Here is an 18722-nt window from a genome sequence, read left to right on the forward strand (position 1 = left end):
TGTGACTTTAAAAAGCCTGAAAGGGCTTTTTTGTGTTATAATGAAATGGATTAAAATATTAAAAATAGTGGAGACAATAATGACAAGAATACAAGATAATTTGTTTGAAGCGGTCAATGCGCAGTGGCTAGCAACAGTTGAGATTCCTTCAGATAAGCCAAGAATTTCTGCGTTCGATGAACTTGTCCTAGAAATTGAAAAAAATTTGACCGCTGATTTAATTGATTTATCGGCGCATTTACCCCTTGAAAATCCAGAACTTCTTGAAGCCATTAAGTTTTATGTGAAAGCTGGCGATTGGGAAAAGCGGAATGCAGATGATTTGTCAGCGGTAAAAAAAGAATTACAACACATTCAAGCATTGACTGATTTTTCAGCGTTCAAAGCACAAGCCGCGGAGCTGATTTTGCACTCACAAGCTCCAGTTCCTTTCTCACTTGGTGTAGAACCAGATATGAAAGATGCCGTGCATTACGCATTGACTTTGACTGGACCTGGTTTGATTTTACCAGACACGACGTATTATGATGAAAGTCACCCCAGAAAAGCAGAATTGCTTGATTTCTGGCAAGAAAATTCCAGTGAAATCCTGAGTGCATTTGGGATTGAACACGCAAAAAAAATTGCTGCGGATGCGGTTGCTTTTGATGCACTTTTGGTTCCATCAGCGAACACATCAGAAGAATGGGCAAAATATGCAGATCTCTACCACCCTGTCAGTACTGACACATTTTTAAAACAACTCTCGACACTTGATTTTAAAGCAATTATTGAAAAATTAATTCATAAAGTTCCTGATCAAATCGTTATTTTTGAAACGCGGTTCTTTGAGCAATTTAATGCACTTATTACGCAGGAAAATTGGGAACTGATCAAGGCGTGGATGCTGACGAAGGCGGCGCGAAAAGCAACAACTTATTTGTCAGATGAGCTGAGAATCAAAGGCTCTGCGTTTAGTCGTCGTGTTTCAAATGTCGCTCAAGCGCGTGCAAAGGACAAGCATCAACTGGATGTCGCTGAAAGTTATTTCAATCAAGTTATTGGCCTTTTTTACGGAAAAAAATATTTCGGTGAAAAAGCGAAAGCGGATGTGAAAGAGATGACAGATAAGATGATCAAAGTTTATCAAGATCGCTTGCGCACGAACACATGGTTGAGTGAAGAGACGCGACTTAAAGCAATCGAAAAATTGGATGCGATTACTGTTAATATTGCCTACCCTGATCAGTTGCCAGAAGTGTATCGCCGATTGAAAACAGGCGAGGGAAGTTTGTATGAGGATACACTTTTATTTGATGACATCTTAACTGCACGTCATTATGAAAAATTCTCAGAAGAAGTGGATAAAAAAGAATGGCACATGCCCGCTCACATGGTCAATGCTTATTATTCGTCAGATGCGAACAGTATCAACTTCCCTGCTGCGATTTTGCAAGCGCCATTTTACAGCTTGGATCAATCAAAATCTCAAAATTATGGTGGCATTGGAGCGGTAATTGCACACGAAATTTCGCATGCATTTGATAATAACGGTGCTCAATTTGATAAGTATGGAAATTTGAACAAATGGTGGCGTGATGAGGATTATGCTGCATTTGAGAAAAAGCAAGAAGAGATGATTGCGGCATTTGATGGCGTTGAAACCTCAGCAGGTAAAGCCAACGGGAAGTTGAATGTATCTGAGAATATCGCAGATCAAGGCGGCATCACAGCTGCCATCACAGCCGCCCAGTCTGAAGATGAAGTAAACTTAACAGATTTCTTTGAACAATGGGCGAGAATTTGGCGCAATAAAGCCAGTTTGGAATTTCAACAAATGTTGCTTTCATTGGACGTGCATGCGCCAGCAGAGCTTCGTGCCAACATTCCACCGACGAATTTACAAGAATTTTATGATACATTTGATGTTGTCAGCACTGACAAAATGTATCGTGCGCCAGAAAAGCGTGTGAAAATCTGGTAATAAATCTATCCAAGCACTCCTAGAAAAAACAAAAAGATTTAGCCTTTTGGCCAAATCTTTTTTTACTTAAAAATATTTTGTCAGTACTGACAGCTTTTTTTGTGGTGGTTTTGCTTAATCGAGCCAATATCCCTCATCTCCAAAGTCTAAATGTATTGCATCTTCGTGATACAATTCAAATTCTTCTAGCGCTGCTTTAAATGTTGACGTTGCTAAGTGGTAGGCATCTTTTCCCATCAAATAGTGCATTGGCGGGGTTTTAAGTTGCGAAAGTTTGATCATTGCTTTGGCCGCAAGTGCTGGATTTCCAGATTGCGTTCCTGAATAAGTATTGAGCAAATCTAACGTGTGATGTGCAGATTCATACTCCTTGATGCGCTCAGGTGCACTTTCTTTGGAACGCCCTGCCCAATCTGTTCTAAATGAACCTGGTTCAATATTTGTTACAAAAATTCCTAAAGGTTCCACTTCTTTTCGTAGGGTTTGAAAAAGTCCTTCCATGGCAAATTTTGTGGCATGATAATAGGCTAGCGTTTCTGTTGTCGTAAGTCCGCCTCGGGAGGTAATATTGAGGATTCTTCCTGATTTTTGTGTTCTCATGTGTGGAAGAACAGCACGTGTCATATCATTTGCACCCCAAAAATTCGTTTCCATCATTCGTCTCACAGCAGTTTGATCTGATTCTTCCATGACGCCAAAATAACCAAATCCCGCATTATTTACTAAAACATCAATGCGTCCAAATTTTTCAATTGTTTGAGCAACAACAGCAGTAATCATGTCTTTTTTCGTCACATCCAGTGCGACTTTGAGGAGACGATTTCCATCAGGAAAAATGTCAAGTGCTGCGCGGTGCCTTGCGGTTGCAACAACTGTCATGTTTTGCTCAAGTAACGCAGTGACGAGTGCGCGTCCAAATCCAGAAGAACATCCTGTTACTAACCAGACGGGAGTTTTAACTTTTTGTGTCATATTCTACCTCTTTTTATTTTGATAAACTGATGATAACACTTCGCGCGCGGACGAAGGCAAGTCATTTATCTTTATTTTTTGAAGCATCACCGAGATGTTTGACTCTATCGTAATACACACTCACTTTCCAATCTAAAAAATCTACGGCGTCAGCTAAGCTCTGAAGACGTTGTCTTGCAACGATTGCTTCATCTGCTAACAGCTGTTTTTGTTCTTTATCATGGTTTTCATCGTCATCTAATAACGCACAATAATGTCTCAAAAAATCAATGCCACACCCCGCTGCACGAAGCTGAGTAATCAGTCGCAAACGCTCCAAATTGGCTGTGGAGAATTCACGATAACCAGACTGATTTCGAGCAATCGTAATCAAGTGCTCTTTTTCATAATAACGAATGGCATTTGCACTTAACCCAGTTTTTAGGGTCACATCTTTTATTTTCATAAATTGATTATACACCTTCGTGCGCACAATAAGGCAAGCAAAATCAGCGCTCCCCTAAAAATTTGTTTTTGTCAGTACTGACAGATTTTTTTTTAGAAAGTATGCTATAATAAGCGTAATCAAAAAATAGTAAAAAGCGCTTTAAAAAATTTCTCGCACAAAGGAGCACCCGATGATTAAATCAGAATGGAAGTCCATCTTGACACATAAATTTTTATTGCTCAGTCTTATTTTTGTGGCACTGATTCCCATGTTTTATGCGCTCATATTTCTTGCTTCAATGTGGGATCCTTACAATCATCTCAATCAGCTTCCTGTGGCGATCGTAAATCAAGATCAACGTGTAAAAACAGAGGAGTTTTCTTTTGATTTAGGGCATCAAATCATCTCGAAAATGAAGCGCACAAAACATTTAGATTATCATTTTGTTTCAGAAACAAAAGCGCAACAAGGGATAAAAACAGGACAATATTATATGGCGCTGGTGATTCCAAAATCATTTTCCAAAAATGCAACCACGCTATTGACCAAACACCCAAAGGCGATGCTTTTGACTTATGAAACGTCTAAAGGCAGAAGTTTTACCGCAGCAAGTGTCAGTGATGACGCTGCAAATGCACTTAAAACACAGCTTTCAAAAGAAATGACGTCTTTTTATGTCAGTACATTACTCCATACGATTAAAAAAGTTACCACCTCAAGTGGACAAACGCTTTTAGGGGTTTCAAAATTGAGTAAGGGTGAAAATCAGATTTTGACTGGAGATCAAGCGTTCTCACTTGGATTTTTAACCTATCAAAATGGACTGACGCATTATTTGGCAGGGGTCAAAAAATTGAGTGCAGGAACGGCTCAACTCTCACAAGGATTAGAAAAACTTGCGATAGCGATTCCAAATCGAGATCAAGAGTTGTCAGTACTGACAGAAAATTTACCACAGTTACAAAAAGGCATTAATCGCCTCAATGCACAAATCGTGACGGCACAAACATCGGCAAGTCCACAGCTGCAAGCACTGACAAAGGAATGTTCAGAAATCGCATCCCTCCTAGATGCCCTCTCACCGCTCATCCAAAAAATGAACGAAAACACGCTTAGGACAGCGATTCATCAACAATTAGCCAGCGCAATCGAACACACAGCAGCATATAAAAATGCACGTCCAAACGATCAAAAAGCATTGATTTCAGCAACAGATCAAGCCACAAAAACGGTTCTTGATCAATTAGAAATCACAAAACTGACAACAGCATTTTCAACTGTGAAAACAAAAGTACAAACTTATGAAACGCTGAGTCGTCAATTAAATCAAGAGTTCACAGCGTTGAAAACGAATTTCCAAATCATTAATCAAGCCAATAATCTCCTCACTCCAAGAGCAGTTTTTGCCATTACCGCACAAGAAAAAGGACTCTCAGACATCAAGCAGATTTTGACCACAACAATCGTTCCCGCCAGTCAAACCATCGCAACTCACAACAAAACACTGGCAGATGATGCCACGCTCATTCAATCAGGAACGAAGCATTTGACGCAGGATCATCAAAAAATTCTGTCAGCACTGACAAAAGAAAATTCAGGGCTCAAATTATTAAAAACGAACCTTAAAAGTGCAAATGCGGCACTCCGACTTGTTTCAACAGGACCAAAAAATGTCACAGAAATTGCAGCACCAATCCATCTCACACATACTGACTCCAGTCATGTTCCAAACAATAGCACCGCAGTCGCTCCTTATATGATGTCAGTTGCTCTTTTTGTCGGTGCAATCTCGATTTGCACCGTCTATAATGTTTATGAAGTGAGAAGAAAACCGCGTTCTGCATGGCGATGGTGGGCCAGTAAAGCCAGTGTTTTATATGCTTTGAGTCTATTACAGGCTTTTGTCATGTTGCTTGCGATTGCATCACTCAATGGCTTGAATGCCAAAAATAGTGGAACCACCTTACTTGCATTAATTGCAGAGAGTTTTGCTTACATGAGTCTTGTCGCTTTTTTCAATGCACTACTTCGGAAATACAGTCCACTCATTATTTTACCGCTCATGGTGATTCAACTCTCCAGTTCAGCAGGAATGTTTCCCATTCAACTCTCAAGTCGCATTTTCAGATTCTTTAACCCCTTTGTCCCCATGACTTATGGCATTGAAGCGCTACGTGATACCATTTCAATTGGAAGCTCTGCACGATTAGACATTACGATTCTCTTTTTGATTACTATTGGAACCAGTGTATTGACAATCCTATATTTACACCACGCGATTGCTGCCAAAAAATATGTACAACTCTAAAAAAGCGCACAAAAATAAGAAGCGATAAAGGAATTCAGGACCTTGAAATCAGTCTAAAAACATGATATAATGATAAGTAATGGTTTGTCAGCAATATCCAAAGGAAATCTTGTCCCGGCGGGTCTTGTAAGCAGCGAAAAACAACTGTTTCTCGTTGCTTTTTTGGCGTTTTTTTCCTGAAAAATTTAAAAAGTTATTAAAAAGACAAACTACTGACTTTTCAATTTTTTTAATGAAAAACTCATCAAATTCACAAATTAAACTTATTTTACATGATTTTCTCAGCACTTCAAAAAGAGAAAATCAATTATGATTAGAGGAGAAACAACTTGGCAGGACATGACGTACAATACGGGAAACACCGTACAAGACGCAGTTTTTCGCGCATCAAAGAAGTAATCGGATTACCCAATCTGATTGAAGTTCAAACTTCAAGTTATCAAAACTTTCTCGACACTGGCCTCGCAGATGTATTCAAAGAAATGTTTCCGATTGACAACTTTTCAGGAACAATGGAACTTGAATTCGTAGGCTACGAAATGAAAACCCCTAAATACACTGTTGAAGAAGCGCGCGCACACGATGCGAACTTTTCAGCACCGATTTATGTTACTTTCCGTCTCGTCAATAAAGAAACAGGCGAATTAAAAACCCAAGAAGTTTTCTTTGGAGATTTCCCATTGATGACAGAGATGGGGACTTTTATTAACAATGGTTCTGAGCGTTTAATCGTCAGCCAATTGGTGCGTAGTCCAGGATCTTATTTCCACTTAAAAACAGACAAAAATGGAATCGAAAGCTATGGACACACGACAATTCCTAACCGTGGAGCATGGTTTGAATTAGATACGGATGCCAAAGGTGTTGGATATGTCCGCATTGATCGGACACGTAAATTGACCTTTACAACAATGGTCCGTGCACTTGGATTTGGCTCAGATGAAGACATTCGTGAACTTTTTGGGGAAAGTGAACTCCTTGAGACCACATTGAGCAAAGATGTGCATAAAAATCCTAGTGATACAAGAACTGAAGAAGCACTCAAAGACATCTATGATCGTTTGCGTCCAGGCGAACCAAAAACCGCTGATAGCTCTCGTGGTCTTTTGGTGGCACGCTTTTTTGATCCAAAACGTTATGACTTTGCACCCGTCGGCCGTTACAAATTCAATAAAAAATTAGCACTCAAAAATCGTCTCCTTAACTTGACACTTGCTGAACCCATTGTTGATGAAGAAACAGGAGAAATCCTTGTGGAATCAGAGACATTGGTGACGCGCGATGTCTTAAACATCATTGAACCTTTACTTGACAACGGTTATGGAATGACAGTATATCATCCTTCAGAAGATGGGGTCATGCTTGGAGATGCTATCGAGGTTCAAACGCTCAAAGTTTATTCACCAAAAAACCCAGACCGTGTTGTGACACTGATGTCAAACGGTCAAGTTGCACCAGAAGATCGTGTCTTAAAACCAGCCGATGTGCTTGCAAACATTAACTATTGGCTTGGACTTTTTGAAGGCATTGGAAAAGTCGATGATATTGACCACCTTGGAAATCGGCGCATCCGATCTGTTGGAGAACTTTTGCAAAACCAAGTCCGTATTGGACTTTCACGGATGGAACGTGTCATTCGTGAGCGGATGTCATCATCAGAAAATGAAAATATCACACCGCAAGGCTTGATTAACATTCGTCCTGTGACTGCGTCAATCAAAGAATTCTTTGGTTCATCACAATTATCACAATTTATGGATCAACACAATCCTTTATCAGAACTTTCACACAAACGGCGTTTCTCTGCCTTAGGACCTGGTGGTATTTCTCGTGACCGTGCATCGTATGAAGTGCGTGACGTTCACTATACTCACTATGGTCGCATGTGCCCTATTGAAACACCTGAAGGACCAAATATCGGATTGATCAACAACCTCTCAACATACGCTAAAATCAATGAATATGGTTTTATTATGTCACCATTCCGTCGGATTGATCGTGCGACTGGTCTTGTAACAGCGGATGTCGAATATTTGACAGCAGATGAAGAAGATAATTATACCGTTGCTCAAGCGAATTCTCCACTGACAGATGACAACCATTTTGCAAATGATACCGTCATGGCGCGACACGCTGGAGCAAATATTGAAATCGAAGCTGGAACAGTAGATTACATGGATGTTTCTCCTAAACAGGTTGTGGCGACAGCTGCTGCATGTATTCCTTTCCTTGAAAATGATGACTCCAACCGTGCACTGATGGGAGCCAATATGCAACGTCAAGCGGTTCCATTGATTGACCCACACAGTCCATTAGTCGGAACAGGGATGGAATATCAAATCGCACACGATTCAGGTGCTGCAAGTATTGCAAAATATGACGGAACTTGTGAATACGTTGACGGAAATGAAGTTCGAATTCGTCGTTCTACTGGTGAACTTGACATTTACAATGTGACGAAATATCAACGTTCTAACTCTGGAACATCCTACAATCAGCGTCCACTCGTCAAACTCGGCGATAAAGTTGAAAAAGGAGATGTTGTTATTAATGGTCCATCAATGGCTGATGGTGAATTAGCATTAGGAAATAATCCTTTGATCGCTTATATGACGTGGGAAGGGTATAACTTTGAAGATGCGGTTATCATGTCAGAACGTATGGTTAAAGACGACGTTTATACTTCTATTGCAATCGAAGAATATGAATCAGAAACACGCGACACAAAGCTTGGCCCAGAAGAAATCACACGTGAAATTCCAAACGTAGGAGATGATGCCATCAAGAATCTTGATGAAGATGGAATTATCCGCATTGGGGCTGAAGTTGCTGATGGCGATATTTTAGTTGGTAAAGTCACACCAAAAGGTGAAACAGATCCTACACCAGAAGAGCGCTTGTTACGTGCCATCTTTGGTGAAAAAGCTCGAGAAGTACGAGATACTTCACTTCGTGTACCTCATGGTGGTGGCGGAATTGTCCACCAAGTCCATGTCTTTACGCGCGAAAATGGGGATGAGTTGCCTTCAGGTGTGAATACACTGGTTCGTGTATTTATTGCTCAAAAACGTAAAATCCGCGTCGGAGATAAAATGTCAGGACGGCACGGAAATAAAGGGGTTGTCTCAAACATTGTTCCAGTTGAAGATATGCCTTACCTCCCAGATGGTACACCGATTGATATCATGTTGAATCCACTTGGGGTGCCTTCACGGATGAATATTGGACAAGTTAAAGAACTTCATTTAGGAATGGCCGCTCGTATTTTGGGAATCCAAAATCGCGAAGCAGGAAAAGATGAGGACTTCTATGTTGCAACTCCTGTTTTTGATGGCGCTTCCGATGAAGAAATCTGGGATACCGTTAAAGAAGCTGGAATGGCAGCAGATGCTAAAACGGTCCTCTATGATGGTCGCACGGGGGAACCGTTTGATAACCGGATCTCAGTTGGGGTCATGTACATGATCAAACTTCACCACATGGTTGATGACAAGCTTCATGCGCGTTCAGTTGGACCTTACTCTCTTGTGACGCAACAGCCACTTGGTGGTAAAGCACAGTTTGGTGGACAACGTTTTGGAGAAATGGAAGTTTGGGCGCTTGAAGCGTACGGGGCATCTAATGTGCTCCAAGAAATTCTGACGTATAAGTCAGATGATGTCATTGGACGGACACGTGCTTATGAAGCCATTGTAAAAGGTGAGCGAATTCCACGTCCAGGCCTTCCAGAATCCTTCCGCGTGCTCGTCAAAGAGTTACAATCTCTTGGATTGGATATGAAGGTGCTTGATGCCGATCATAACACGATTGATTTGCGTGAATTGGATGATGATATGGATAATCGTCAACCAGAACCAGAGATTACTGCTGAAATGCTTGAAGCACAAGAAGCGATTCTTGATGAAGCAAAACAAGTAGAACAAACGTTGATTGATACGAATAAAATAGATTAATTGATCCATGCGCTTTTTACGGTAAAAACGGCTAAAAGAGGTCTGAATCGTAAAGAAGAGCAGCAATGAAAAGGATCAAACGAATAAGAAGTGGAGAAAAAATTGGTCGATGTAAATAAATTTGAGAGTATGCAGATTGGAATCGCATCTCCCCAAAAAATTCGGTATTGGTCATTTGGTGAAGTTAAAAAACCAGAAACCATCAATTATCGAACACAAAAACCAGAACGTGAAGGACTTTTCGACGAAAGAATTTTCGGTCCACAAAAAGACTGGGAATGTGCGTGTGGCAAACTTAAAGGCGTTTTCTATAAAAATCAAGTGTGTGAAGTTTGTGGGGTTCAAGTGACGACAGCTAAATCACGTCGTGAACGCATGGGACATATTGAACTTGCTGCTCCTACGTCACACATTTGGTATTTCAAAGGAATTCCTTCACGGATGGGCTTAGCACTTGACATGAGTCCTCGTGCACTGGAAGAAATCATTTATTTTGCTAGTTATGTGGTTACGGATCCTAAAGAAACTGATCTTGAGAAAAAACAACTTTTAACAGAGCGGGAATATCGCGAACAACTTTTGAAAAATGGTTTTGGGTCATTCGTTGCAAAAATGGGTGCTGAAGCAATTCAAGACTTGTTAAATGATGTAGATTTGGATAAGGAAATCGCTGAACTTAAAGAAGAGTTGAAAGTAATTTCTGGACAACGTCGGGTTAAAGTCATCCGTCGCTTAGATGTATTGTCTGCTTTCCGTAAATCTGGCAATCGTTTGGAGTGGATGGTCCTTAATGTGCTTCCTGTGATTCCACCGGATTTGCGTCCGATGGTTCAACTGGATGGCGGACGTTTTGCGACTTCTGATTTGAATGATTTGTATCGACGTGTGATCAATCGGAACAATCGGTTGAAACGTTTGATGGAGCTCAACGCCCCAAATATTATTGTTCAAAATGAAAAACGGATGCTTCAAGAAGCAGTAGATACACTGATTGATAATGGCCGTCGTGGTCGTCCGATTACGGGCGCTTCAAATCGTCCATTGAAATCACTTTCTCACATGTTAAAAGGAAAACAAGGACGTTTCCGTCAAAACTTGCTTGGGAAACGTGTGGATTATTCAGGACGTTCTGTTATTGCTGTTGGTCCGACCCTTAAAACCTATCAAATGGGACTTCCACGTGAGATGGCGATCGAATTATTTAAACCATTCGTGATGTCTGAACTTGTGAAGCGAGAATTGGCTGCTAACATTCGTGCAGCTAAACGGAAAGTGGAACGCCAAGATTTTGAAGTTTGGGATGTGTTAGAAGATGTGGTCAAAGAACACCCTGTTCTTTTGAATCGCGCACCGACCCTTCACCGTTTGGGGATTCAAGCGTATGAGCCTGTTTTGATTGATGGTAAAGCCATGCGTCTTCATCCATTAGCTTGTGAAGCTTTCAATGCGGACTTTGATGGAGACCAAATGGCGATTCACTTGCCTTTGTCTGAAGAAGCACAAGCTGAAGCAAGATTGTTGATGCTTGGTGCTGAACACATCTTGAATCCTAAAGATGGAAAACCCGTTGTTACTCCTTCACAAGATATGGTCCTTGGGAATTATTATATTACGATGGAACAAAAACATCGTGAAGGTGAAGGAATGATTTTTGCGAGTCCTGAGGAAGTTGAGATTGCACGAACAAATGGAATTGTGCATTTACATTCTCGTGTCGGAATTTTAGCAAGTGCGTTAGATCGTCCTTGGACGCAAGATCAAAAAGATAAAATTTTGGTCACTACTGTTGGTAAAATTTTATTTAATAACATCATTCCATCATTGATGCCGTTCATTAATGAACCAACAGATGCAAATTTGACCACTCAAACAGAGGATCGTTTCTTTATGACTTCAGGTGAAGATATTCATGAATTTCTTGAAAATCTTCCTACAGTGTTGCCATTTAAGAAAAAATATTTGGGTAAAATTATCGCTGAAGTCTTCAAGCGTTATGGGACTACTGCAACATCAATGTTTCTTGATGAATTGAAAAATCTGGGCTATCACCAATCTACTTTGGCTGGCTTGACTGTCGGAATCGCTGATATTCCAACGGTTGATAAAAAACCTGAAATCATTGAAGCAGCACATGAAAAAGTGGCTCAAATCACCAAACAATTCCGTCGTGGGTTGATTACGGATGATGAGCGTTATACGCACGTGTGTGATGTTTGGCGTGATGCTAAAGAAGCACTTGAAAAAGAATTGATTGCGCATCAAGACATTTCAAATCCAATCGTTATGATGATGGATTCTGGTGCGCGTGGGAATATTTCAAACTTCTCACAACTTTCTGGAATGCGTGGACTGATGGCAGCTCCTAATGGTAAAACCATGGAACTTCCTGTTATTTCAAACTTCCGTGAAGGATTGACCGTACAAGAAATGTTCTTCTCAACTCACGGGGCGCGTAAAGGGATGACTGATACGGCACTTAAGACAGCTGAATCTGGTTATTTAACACGTCGTTTGGTTGACGTGGCACAAGATGTGATCATCCGCGAAGAAGATTGTGGAACAGATCGTGGACTTTTGGTTAAAGAAATTGCCAATGGAAAAGAAATGATTGAACCTTTGTTTGAACGTTTGGTTGGTCGTTACACGAAAAAAACAGTCGTTAATCCTGAGACGGGTGAAACCATTATTGGTGAAAATCAATTGATCACTGAGGAAGTGGCAAATCAAATTATTGATGCTGGTGTTGAAGAAGTGACGATTCGTTCAATCTTTACATGTAAAACTCCTCATGGCGTATGTAAACACTGTTATGGGATGGACATGGCAACAGGTGGGATAGTTGAAGTTGGTGAAGCTGTCGGAATCGTTGCGGCGCAAGCCATTGGTGAACCTGGAACTCAATTGACCATGCGTAACTTCCACTTTGGTGGTGTGGCTGGTAATGCCGATATCACTCAAGGGCTTCCTCGTGTTCAAGAAATTTTTGAAGCACGAAATCCTAAAGGGGAAGCAACCATCACAGAAGTCACTGGAGTTGTTCAAGCTTTTGTTGAAGATGCTGCAACTCGGACGCGTGAAATCACGATTAAAGGGGAGACAGACACACGTTCTTATGTGGTTCCAATGTCGTCACCATTGATGGTGGAAGAAGGAGAATTCATTCATCGTGGGGCTCCGCTTGTTCAAGGTTCTATTGAGCCTAAACACTTGCTCCAAGTGCGTGATGCTTTATCTGTTGAAACGTACTTGCTTGCTGAGGTCCAGAAAACTTACCGTGGTCAAGGGGTTGAAATCGGCGATAAGCACATTGAGGTGATGGTTCGCCAAATGTTGCGTAAGATTCGCGTGATGGATAACGGCTCAACAGATGTCTTACCAGGTTCGTTGATTGAAATCGATGATTTTGAAAAGATTAATGAAACTGCTTTGTTAAATGGTGAAATGCCTGCGACAGGTCGTCCGGTCTTGATGGGAATCACTAAAGCCTCACTTGAGACAAATTCGTTCTTGTCAGCTGCTTCATTCCAAGAAACAACGCGTGTATTGACGGACGCTGCAATTCGTGGTAAGGAAGATCACTTGCTTGGATTGAAAGAAAATGTCATTATCGGTAAGATTATTCCTGCTGGTACTGGGATGGCACGTTATCGCAATTTGGAACCATTGTCAGATTTGACAAATGCTCCAGAAATTGTGAAACCTGAACCAGTCGTTGTTGTTGAGACGGTGAAAAAATAATAAAAAACAAGTTTTTTGATGTGTTGTTCAAAAAACTTGTTTTTTTCATTTCTGTCAGTACTGACAGAAATTTTTGAGTTGAAAATGCGAATCATCAGTAAAAAATGGTTCGTTTTTCTGTTGTGATTGTAAGGAGATTTTTCTTATACGTTTTTTGAAGTATAAAGAGACTAAATCATCCTAGATGAACTTGTTCATCCATTTTATTCCAAACAAATGGGCTGTGCGTTGCGATAATCACTGTTGATGATTCTGTCAACAATGACAAAATCAAATCAATCACTTCTCGTCCATTTTTTTCGTCTAAACTAGCAGTAGGTTCATCTGCAAGAATTATTGGTGGATTTTTTATCATCACTTTTGCGATTGCAACCCGCTGAGCTTCTCCACCAGATAAAGAGTAGATTTTTCGCTTCATATCGGGAATTAAATTTACTTTTTTTAATGTTTCTATCATTATATTTTGGCGATCAATTTTTGAAATTTTTTTTCCTATAAATGCTAAATCTAAATTATGTTCTATCGTTTCATTATCAATCAATCCATAATTTTGAAACAAATAACCGATATCATCTCGAAAATAAAATTGTTCTTTTATTTTTTTTAAATCTTTTCCATCAATCAGCACTTGACCAGAATTTATTTTTTCAAGTTTTCCTATAATATTTAAGAGTGTAGTTTTTCCTGAACCAGAATTCCCGACTAAAGCATAACTCTTTCCAGTTTCGAAACGATAAGAAAAATCAATTAATATTTTGTGATCACCGAAATATTTCGTTATATTTTTCAATTCAATCATTTTATAATCCTTTCAAATAAAGTACGTTTGCTTGTATATCCCGCCATATCTGTATAGCAAATAAACTAAATATTAAAAATAAGTAAATCACTGAAACAAGAAGTGCTTCATTCGGTAGATGAAGTAAGTATTTAGCGACAAGCGAAATCAAAGTGAGCAGAAGAAAGACAATCGTAAGATAAGATTTATGAATCTCTAAACGAGATTTTCCTGCTAAACGTAAAATCAAGAACTGTTTTCGATTTTGATAAAGATAGATTGAGTTGAGCAGAGATATTAAAATTAAAGAAGAAAAGAGACATAAAATATTGACCGCTATTAATAGATTGCGTTGATGGGTTGCACGTGAAACACGTGCTGTGATACCATAATAGCCGTTTACGAAAGCACCAATGGTATTTTCAAGATGATATTTTTGAGCTAAAATTTTTATTTCTGAGGGATGAGTGATGATGATTTGAGAACTTGAAAGAAACATTTCAAAGTAATTTGAAATCGTATCCGCAGGGATTTTTTCAAAAGATTTTTCATTTACGATAATAAAAATTGGACTTTGTGAAAAAGATTCTGTGCTTGCTGTGTAAGGGGCAATGACGTTAAAAGCAAAAAAGGGGTGATCATCTGAGTATGTTGTTATGATACTATTTTTCATTAAACCGATGGACGTTTCATTCACGGCCCATTTGGCGCCTAGATCTTCTATGTTTAAATGTCTTTGAGATGGAATTAAAATGCCATATTGTCCACTTTTTAACTGATTGAGTTTATTTTTTAAATCATTATCTAAATGAATTTTTGAAGCTTTCAAATAATTCATATTAACCATCATCACATTCGCTCCAGGATTCAAAGGAGAATATGGAGAAGTGTCTAATGTACTCATTGTTTTTTTCATTTCATCAAGTCCAATGCGTTGTGAAAAAGTATTTGTCGCTAATATTGTATCGGGAAGGTTGAGTAAATTCAGCGTAAATTTTTTGATGTTTTCGGGATTTTCATTAGATAAAGAGAGTGTGGTTGCAAAATATTGCTGTTTCTTTTTCCAAGCTGTTTGACCGGATTGAAGATTTGATAGAAGATGAGAGGCCTGATTTAAGCTTGTTATAGAGTGCATTGAAGCAAAAAGTGCGAAAGATTGGAAAAAAACAGTCACCACAAAAATGAGTATAAAAGGACTCTTTCCTTTAATTGAAAGATTTATTGGTTGGATTTGTAGGAGGTAGAACAAGAGGGTAGAAATGATTAAGGAGAGCATAAAAAAGATCAGTCCACCAATACTGAGCGTCGTCAAAATAATTTGACTATAATAAAATGAAAAATGTCCTTGAATTGTAAACCATCCAATTGCTAAACCACTAAATAGGATTGTTAAAAATACAATAAATTGACCTTCTTTTAGAATGCCAAAGAAAGCTAAACGAAATCGACTGATTCCAGAAAGACGGCGAATCCCATCACTTTTTAATCGCTCAATTGCACAAACTAAAACAAGTGCAGCAAATGCGATTAAAATAATTCCTACAGGGATTCGATAAATCAAATTCAAATCATTAAGCGTACTCCAGCGAATATCATTGGACAATAAACCAGCTTGATTTCCTAGTGCATTAAGCTGTTTAACCAGTGTGTTTGGACGAATGCTATTTCCAATAATGTAATAGTACCCAATGTCTGGTGCTTTTGAGAGAATGTTTGATTTTTTTTCTTCTGGAAAATTATTAGGAAGGGTTCCTTTCCCAATTTTTTCAAAGACATAGGTTGTGTTTCCTGTGCCATCATTCTTATCTAAATAAATTTCCTTTGCAATAATGATATGATGAGTTAAAGCAATATTTTCCAACTCTTTATGAAGATTCAAATTTGCTTTGTTAATGCTAATAAAAGGTTTTGTTCCACTGGCATACCCTGAGGAAATTGTAGTAATCGTATAAATTGTAAAACAAGTTAAAAGTGCAAAAGAAAAAATAAGCAAAAAATTTTTCAAAAATCGATACATTAATATCCTCCTGATAAAAGAAACGTCTATTTTAAAAGAGACGCTTCTTTTGGTTTATTTATTTACAGAATGAACATCGTTGCTTGCTGATGTTGAAAATGTGACACCACTGGAAACAGAGATATTTCCGAAGCTTAGGCGAGCATAAGATGGGGTAGAATGTACAACACCAGTATTGGTTATTTTAGTTCCGTTATAATAAACAGATGAAACAGGCGTTGCTACATTATCGGTTAATTGAGAGAAAGCAGAAGGATTCCTTAATAAGAGTATAGCAAAAAATAAGGTTTAAAAATTAACCCTTTGCATATCTGCACAAGGGGAAATTTTGTTTATAAATTCTTTATTTCTTCTCTTAGATTTTTTGCTAGCCCAGAAAAACCATATTTTTCTAAAAAATCCGCACTTTCGTGCATTTTTATTTTTCCGCTTTCATGTCCTGCTTTGTAATAATACCATCCTTTATTATAATTCATCATTACTTTTTCATAGAGAAAATCAACATTAATCGTCATTGCTTCCAAATAATTGATATATCTTAATGCCTGACTCAAGTCATTTCTTTCAAGCCAAATCGCTGTAAAATTTAAGAAAGTTCTGATGGCAATTCGCTTATTTAACATAATGTTCTGATAAAATTTATCTTTTTCTACCGCGGCACGTCCTAGCATTTTTAATTCACTGTCCTTAAAAATACTTACCGTATTTCCAAGCACCCAAAATTCATATCTTCCCCATTCTTCAACATTTAATAAGTATTCTTTAATATATTCCACTTCATTACGACCAATTCGAAATTTGATTAAAATGTGAGATAATACTGTTTTTACTACAATGGCATTAATTTTTAAATGCATTTTTTGCGGATTTTTGATACTTTTTTCTTCCCAAAATGTTATCATTTCGCTGAGAAGTTTAATATTTCTTTCATCATACGCTGTTTTTAATTCTTCTCGAAAAGAAAATTCTTCTGACATATTATAATTGTCTGCAATGCTTTGAAACTCATCAAGCGTAACAGACATATTTTGTAGAAGTAATAAAAATTTATTGATTGTGAGTGTTGTTTCTCCATTTTCAAATCGACTAATTTGAGATTGTGAAATTTCTTTGTCAGCAATCATCGCACGTGACATTTTCTTTGATTCTCTTACAATACGTAAAATTTTTCCAGAATGATCTAACATGTATGGGCTCCTAGCAGATATGCAACTTATTTTTTTTATTTTTATTTTTTGGTGTATGATGAAAAATGGAGGTTTCTTTAAGAAAGGGGATCGAATGAAAAAATATTATCCTATTTATACGCTTGTTTTTGAACTAGTCATCGTTACTTATTCTATTATTTCTGTTGTTACTGTTTTTTGATTTAATTTCAGTCAGGATTATTCTTAAGTGCGTTATCATTTGTATTTTGGACGAAGCGTAAATGGAAAAAAGTTAAAAATCATCTATTTTTCATTTCTGTCAGTACTGACAGAAAATTTTGAGTTGAAAATGCGAATCATCAGTAAAAAATGGTTCGTTTTTCTGTTGTGATTGTAAGGAGATCATCTTTTGTGATGGTGTAAGTTTCGCCATCAATTTGGACGGGTTGCGTGCTTTGGGGCTGGATTGTGAACTGTGACGCAATGGTGTGGAAAACTTTAGGATCGCTCAGATGTGTGGCTTTGAGGAGTTTTGGAATCAAAGTGAAAATACGAGGTAAAGGGTGACGCTCCACTTCTACCAAATGAATGTCGGCGTTGTGATTGCTTGCTTGGGGGGGAATTTTAAGGCCACCACCGAAATAAGGATGTTTTGTGAACGTCATTAAAAAAGCACGGTTAAAGTGGATTTCTTTTGTTATTTGATTTTCTGTCAGTACTGACAGCGTTGCTTCAAACGGTTTTTTTGAAAATAAAACATGTAATGCGCTCATCAGATAAGCCAATTGTCCGAGTTTTACTTTATTTAGGACGGTTTTGAGTCGACTGTGATTGGTGGCTTTTACAATCGCAGCATCCAGTCCAATCCCGATATTATTAAGGGCGTAACCTTCAAAGGTTTGTGCAGAATACTTCAAAAGATACAGTTCGCGCGCTTTTGCGTGTTCAAGTGCTAAAAAAGCAGTGATTGGATCAAGAGAAATGCCTAAACTTCGTGCGAAATCATTGCCCGACCCTGCTGGGAGATAGGAAAATGGGAGATCTTTTGGCCAATGGTCGATCACAAGTGAAAGCGTCCCATCGCCACCGATGACTAAAAAACGATCCGTTTTTGTCATTTGTGATAAAATGGTTTGAATCAACTTTGCTTCTTGATTGGTTTGTGTGGTTGAAAAAAGTTTGTGATCAATCTGATGTGCTTTGAGATACGGAATTAATATTTCTACGGTGTGTTGCCCTTTTTGAGCACCAGAATGTGGATTTGCCAGGATAAAATAAGTCATGTTCTTATTTTATCAAAAAAAGGCAGTAAAGTATCTTTTTAAAATTACAAAAACTGAAAAAAATTGACTTGCATTTTTATGCAAAATATATTATAATTATACTTAATTTAAAAATTAAATTTTCTAAAGAAAAGA

Annotated in this window: 10 protein-coding genes; 4 read left to right on the top strand and 6 right to left on the bottom strand. The window is 38.4% G+C overall.

Annotation, left to right across the window (positions count from 1 at the left end; all coding sequences use genetic code 11):
• Positions 1 to 79: 79 nt before the first annotated feature.
• Positions 80 to 1963 (top strand): endopeptidase PepO, encoded by a 1884-nt coding sequence (gene pepO, locus GHI93_RS05060; protein WP_153495988.1) that lies wholly within the window; start codon positions 80 to 82, stop codon positions 1961 to 1963.
• 114 nt (positions 1964 to 2077) lie between these two features.
• Here the strand turns inward: pepO and GHI93_RS05065 are convergent, their stop codons facing one another.
• Both GHI93_RS05065 and GHI93_RS05070 read right to left on the bottom strand, forming a co-directional pair.
• Positions 2078 to 2935: an oxidoreductase gene (locus GHI93_RS05065; RefSeq protein WP_153495989.1), complete on the bottom strand. Its 858-nt coding sequence runs from the start codon at positions 2933 to 2935 to the stop codon at positions 2078 to 2080.
• 61 nt (positions 2936 to 2996) lie between these two features.
• Positions 2997 to 3380, bottom strand: coding sequence for a MerR family transcriptional regulator (locus GHI93_RS05070; RefSeq protein WP_153495990.1), 384 nt, complete (start codon positions 3378 to 3380; stop codon positions 2997 to 2999).
• A gap of 172 nt (positions 3381 to 3552) precedes the next feature.
• Between GHI93_RS05070 and GHI93_RS05075 the strand changes: the two genes are divergently transcribed.
• From GHI93_RS05075 to rpoC, 3 genes are all read left to right on the top strand, one after another.
• Positions 3553 to 5670, top strand: a complete 2118-nt coding sequence (locus GHI93_RS05075; RefSeq protein ID WP_153495991.1) for a YhgE/Pip domain-containing protein — start codon at positions 3553 to 3555, stop codon at positions 5668 to 5670.
• 329 nt (positions 5671 to 5999) lie between these two features.
• Positions 6000 to 9623, top strand: coding sequence for a DNA-directed RNA polymerase subunit beta (gene rpoB, locus GHI93_RS05080; RefSeq protein ID WP_153495992.1), 3624 nt, complete (start codon positions 6000 to 6002; stop codon positions 9621 to 9623).
• Between the two features lie 102 nt (positions 9624 to 9725).
• Positions 9726 to 13361 carry a DNA-directed RNA polymerase subunit beta' gene (gene rpoC, locus GHI93_RS05085; protein ID WP_170272396.1) on the top strand — a complete coding sequence of 1212 codons (3636 nt, stop codon included), beginning with the start codon at positions 9726 to 9728 and terminating at the stop codon, positions 13359 to 13361.
• A gap of 175 nt (positions 13362 to 13536) precedes the next feature.
• Here the strand turns inward: rpoC and GHI93_RS05090 are convergent, their stop codons facing one another.
• The 4 genes from GHI93_RS05090 to GHI93_RS05105 all read right to left on the bottom strand — a co-directional run bounded on the left by GHI93_RS05090 (position 13537) and on the right by GHI93_RS05105 (position 18587).
• Positions 13537 to 14160, bottom strand: a complete 624-nt coding sequence (locus GHI93_RS05090) for a putative bacteriocin export ABC transporter (RefSeq protein ID WP_153495993.1) — start codon at positions 14158 to 14160, stop codon at positions 13537 to 13539.
• Between the two features lies 1 nt (position 14161).
• Positions 14162 to 16156 carry a DUF1430 domain-containing protein gene (locus tag GHI93_RS05095; RefSeq protein WP_153495994.1) on the bottom strand — a complete coding sequence of 665 codons (1995 nt, stop codon included), beginning with the start codon at positions 16154 to 16156 and terminating at the stop codon, positions 14162 to 14164.
• Positions 16157 to 16488: 332 nt separating this feature from the next.
• A complete protein-coding gene (locus tag GHI93_RS05100; RefSeq protein WP_153495995.1) occupies positions 16489 to 17343 on the bottom strand; it encodes an Rgg/GadR/MutR family transcriptional regulator in 855 nt (284 codons plus the stop codon).
• Positions 17344 to 17663: 320 nt separating this feature from the next.
• Complete coding sequence (locus tag GHI93_RS05105; protein WP_153495996.1) at positions 17664 to 18587, bottom strand: diacylglycerol/lipid kinase family protein; 924 nt, start codon at positions 18585 to 18587, stop codon at positions 17664 to 17666.
• Between the last annotated feature and the right edge of the window lie 135 nt (positions 18588 to 18722).

This window comes from Lactococcus hircilactis, from assembly GCF_009601015.1.
GTDB lineage: Bacteria > Bacillota > Bacilli > Lactobacillales > Streptococcaceae > Lactococcus > Lactococcus hircilactis.

Coding starts and splice junctions, on each gene's coding strand:
- pepO (WP_153495988.1), top strand. CDS start 80: ATGACAAGAATACAAGATAATTTGTTTGAAGCGGTCAATGCGCAGTGG.
- GHI93_RS05075 (WP_153495991.1), top strand. CDS start 3,553: ATGATTAAATCAGAATGGAAGTCCATCTTGACACATAAATTTTTATTG.
- GHI93_RS05100 (WP_153495995.1), bottom strand. CDS start 17,343: ATGTTAGATCATTCTGGAAAAATTTTACGTATTGTAAGAGAATCAAAG.
- GHI93_RS05095 (WP_153495994.1), bottom strand. CDS start 16,156: ATGTATCGATTTTTGAAAAATTTTTTGCTTATTTTTTCTTTTGCACTT.
- GHI93_RS05065 (WP_153495989.1), bottom strand. CDS start 2,935: ATGACACAAAAAGTTAAAACTCCCGTCTGGTTAGTAACAGGATGTTCT.
- GHI93_RS05090 (WP_153495993.1), bottom strand. CDS start 14,160: ATGATTGAATTGAAAAATATAACGAAATATTTCGGTGATCACAAAATA.
- GHI93_RS05105 (WP_153495996.1), bottom strand. CDS start 18,587: ATGACTTATTTTATCCTGGCAAATCCACATTCTGGTGCTCAAAAAGGG.
- GHI93_RS05070 (WP_153495990.1), bottom strand. CDS start 3,380: ATGAAAATAAAAGATGTGACCCTAAAAACTGGGTTAAGTGCAAATGCC.